2 protein-coding genes are annotated in these 4,466 nt (G+C 45.0%); both read right to left on the bottom strand.

What is annotated here, in order from left to right:
• A partial coding sequence (locus ACTHJT_RS06070; protein ID WP_440237107.1) for a glycosyl hydrolase family 8 occupies positions 1-4,116 on the bottom strand: 4,116 nt, incomplete at its 3' end.
• Positions 4,117-4,212: 96 nt separating this feature from the next.
• Positions 4,213-4,466 (bottom strand): gliding motility-associated C-terminal domain-containing protein (locus ACTHJT_RS06065; RefSeq protein WP_440237106.1); only part of this gene is annotated, 254 nt, incomplete at its 5' end.

Here is a 4,466-nt window from a genome sequence, read left to right as displayed (position 1 = left end):
ACTTGGTGTCGTAATGGCAACACCATCCTTGAACCAGGTGTAGTAGTAGTTTGTATTTGCAGGTGATGCCGTGCCTGAGATGCTTAGCGCTGCACCCAGACAGATATCCGTTTTGCTTACTGTTGCTGTTACTGTCGTTGGTGGTGTACAACTTGTTGTACCAGCACAGTTGACAACTGATTGTGCAGCAATTGAATTTGTTGACTGGCCCAGCATATTTGCATAAGCCGTATTCACAATCTTCCCGGTAGCAGCACAACTGGCAACTGTACCAGACCATGTTCTTGTAATAACCGTTCCGTATAGCACCGGCCCCGCAATACCTGGCCATGCAATGGTACCAGCAGTATTCGTGCCGCTGTTTGAAGCAGAAACAAACGTAACACCTGCAGGTATCGGATCTGAAATGATAATATCATATGCCGAATCCATTTCTGAATGCAGCGAAACAATATTGTGATTTGCATAAGTATCCTGGCCCGTCGGAGTTCCATTCAAAAATCCTATGTAACCCGCCTGAACAGTAATCCCTGTAACCGTTAAGGTCGGAGAACCTGTTAATGTGCCCATCCAAAGGTTTAACTGATTTCCGTTCAATACGATTTTAAAATTTTGCGGAGCACCCGGATAACCAATCGTTTGAGTTGCTCCCACTTGTGTTGCTCCATTCCATACAGATACAGCAATAGTACCGGCACCCGGATTTGCTTTGAATGAAATATAGGAGCCGCTGGCAATCGTAGTTCCTGTTTGTCTGAAAGCAATTGAGAAGGAAGCATTCGCTGCCATTTGAAGCGAACCTGTAATTGTACCATTTGTACCGTGAGCTTTTTTATGAATCGCCATTGTACCGGTACTATTCGTGGTACTGTTTGAAAGCGTGGTTCCAAAATTCCATGTGCCGCCATATTGATTCCAGTCAGCAGCCGTGCTCATGGACGCATCAATGATCGCACCGTGTGTCTGTGTATATGCAATCGTATAATTAATTACATCTCCAACGGCATAAGCTGTTTTATCTGCTGTTTTAGTCATGGTTGTCGGAGGTGGCGGCAATATCACAGCATCACAGGTAACAGTAACACTTGCGGTATCTGCTTTTTTAGATTCATTATCTCCCTGAATCCATGAGTAGTTTATATGTTTTTGGTCTGCCTTCGGACAAACTCCTGTAGTTGTAAATTTTGCAATGGCTTTATATTCCAGTGAACCTTTCTGTCCAACCTGTAATTTTGGTATCGTCCATGTAATGACGCGAGTTGTGGGATCATATGTTGCAGTAACACCAAGGGTTGTCTGCTGAACCCAGCCATTAAAGGTCAGTCCCAACGGTAGTGTATCCCGGATCACTACATTGGTCACATCGCGGCCCGGTAATGGCCCGTTTCCATAGGCTCTTCTCCAGGTATATCCATCCCATTCCTCGATCAGAACATTGTCAACTGTTTTCGTCGCAACTTCGCAGGCATTTTTATGCCACTTCGTAACCGGAATATTCAGATTGTATGGATCTGTCCAATCGTTTGTAACCGGGAAATATTTATTACCATCCGGATCAGCAGCGGCTGCATCCCATGACCAGTCATCAGACCAATCGATGGCACCATAATTGGATGTATACAGATCCCATACGGCACGCAGCGGTTCCGTACCACCCTGGTGTATCCGGTCTGGTTTGCCATACTGGGCGGAAAGTTGTGGTGTAGTTGTGGCGATCTGGTCTGCGAACTGTATGATTACACGCTGGTTCCACTTTCCGCGTGCATCTGAACCAGGGGTAATTGTCTCCTGCGAAAACGTAACACCTGTAGCTGCTCCGCCTTCATAAATAGTATTCCGAAGTGCCCACCCTGTGGCACATGGCCCTACACCACTGATACAGGAATAGGTATTATCATTTAAAAAAACAGAAATTCTGTAATTCTTATAATTTATATATGGCTCTGCTGCTCCATGAAACAATCTGATTTTGATTCCGCGGGTATCACCGGTTGCTCCATAAGTACCCTGTGCATAACTGAAAAATACATTCGGCCTGCCGCCATTCAACCAGCCTGCTGTAGAAGAGTTTTCAAAATCGATTTTAAATTTAACTTCTGTATTATCCTGTACTTTTGCATAGTTTACAGATTTATCAATCAACAATGCACGCTTTACGATATCAATACAATTGCGTTCCATGACTTCCGTAACATTGTTCGGATATTCATTGGTTGTCCAGCTCTTGCTGTTCGCTGCGGTGATGGTAGCTGTATTGCAGTATCGCCCGTCTGCATTATTATTTGCCTGCAACTTATACGTTCTCACACCTTGCGTTGGTGCAATTCCACCGGCAGTCGAAAATCCGGTAACGGTGCCGATGTTCCATGTAATTGTACGGCTACCCGCATCATAAATACCGCCATTAGAGGCAGAGCCGGGTACGTAATCAAAATCCGATGGAAGTGTTTCTACAAGCTGTGTTCCTGTTGCAGCTACCGTTCCATAGTTTCTATAGGAAAGTGTAAACTGGAACTGATCTCCTGTATAGCCGTATGTCTTGTCAACAGCGCGGTAAACCTTAAGGTTGGCAATGGGCTTCGCTACCAGTGGATCCTGGAAATTTCCTGAAAGAATCAACATACCCAGTAAGCGGAAGAAGCCGTGGAAGTATACAGGTTTTGAAGTTAGGTATCTGTCGCCGGCAGCTGTGATATCCCATTCAATGGCACACTGCCTGAACATATCTCCCATCAGGTCATAATCCTGCGCGGCTATGGTAGAAGGTGCTGACGTCGCCATCCCCCAATTGATCGGCAAGGGATATAAGACAGCGCCTGTATTCGGATCATACTGAACACTGGTCACCGGCGGACCTGTATATGTAAGATCGGGACCGCCGCCAAGATCCACACAGGCATTACCCCATGGTGCTTTCCGCTGATCCGTTAAAAAATTCGCGAAGCGTTTCCCTACTAATTGTTCAAATGAATTAGGTACTCCGCTCTGTACAGTATGTGTCACCGGATCCCAGGTATACGTCGGATCTCCGTGCCATACATAATTCAATATTGTTCTCCAGGCTGCCCGGAAATCTTCGCCGAGATTGAAACTTGAAAACGTAACCGTACTGCCGTTAACGCTGGCCCAGCCTGCATGCGGTACACCTCTCGGACTATTCAGGATTTTTCCCATGATCCAGTCACTTGAAGCTTCTGCACGATACATCTGGTTGATCTCCCATGGATCCATGCTTTCAGATGTCATTACATCTCTGAATGAATAAAAATAAGAAGGCGCTGCATAATCAATGTGCAGCTGGTTTGGCCCGCCAAACTCCGGACACCATAATGGATCGCCGCTACCGAATGTTGTTGTTTCACCCGGACCTGTATTACCGTTTTTTAAATAACCGTCAAACCCAACTTCACCCGAAACACTTCTGCAATCCGGAACGCTGCCTGACATAAAGCCTCTGTTCTTGCGTTCTACCAAACCTCTGATAACATCCAGTGCTTCTTTTTTATAACTGATCGGACTTCCGTTAAATGCTGTATAGCCAGAGTTGTCTCCCCATTGTTTCCAGGCCATCAACAAACCCAGTGCGATATCAACATCACCATCCGTTGCTGCATCACCACCCGGTTCTGCAATTGTATTATCTCCATATTGATAACCGGCACGGATGATCGCACCTGTGCGGTAACTCGGCTGTAAAACTCTTCTCACATCATGCTCCCGCATCCAGATACCATCGAAGGTCTTTTTATCGCCCATGTATGCTGCTGCAATCAATGCATAACCAACCCCTTCCGAACAATCATACGGACAACCGATATTTGTAAGGATGTAATTAACGCCTGCCCACGATTCACCTGTGTATTGATATCTGTTCGCTTCAATCTGCCATGCTTCACGGATAATTTTTTCCATTTCAGCGTGCACAACACCCGGCGCATTTTGAGTAGCCAGGTTTCCTAAGGAATGTGTGCCATTAAAATCATATGATAAAAATTGAGGAAAAGGAAAGTTGGGATTTCCCGAATTGATCTGCACAGTTACCTGGCCGGACGTAAAGAAGCTGGCAAGTAAAAACACAAGTAAATAAAACCCTCTTTTTGTAATGATATTTAACATCTTATTTCTGAAATAATACGTTGTTCTATAAACTATTTTAAACAGATAAAACAACCAAAGCAGGCTTTGATTGTTTTATCACGATTGATTCTTTTTTTATTTCACTACCTGTACCCAGCCTGTATATGGCTCTGTATAAATCTGGCTGTGAAGGTTTATGATGTAGAAGTAGGTGCCATCCGGAAGAATCTCTCCATTGCGGAAGTTCGTGCCGTCCCACTTCTTCGGATAACCTGAACTCTTCCAAACAAGGTTCCCCCAACGGTTGTAGATCAAAAACTCCGCATTCGGGAAGCTCTCTATGTTCTTGATATCCCATGTATCGTTTGTACCATCTCCGTTCACTGTAA

This window comes from Cytophaga sp. (assembly GCF_051961495.1).
GTDB lineage: Bacteria > Bacteroidota > Bacteroidia > Cytophagales > Cytophagaceae > Cytophaga.
The sequence above is the reverse complement of the archived record's forward strand: the minus strand, read 5'-3'. Positions and strand labels throughout refer to the sequence as shown.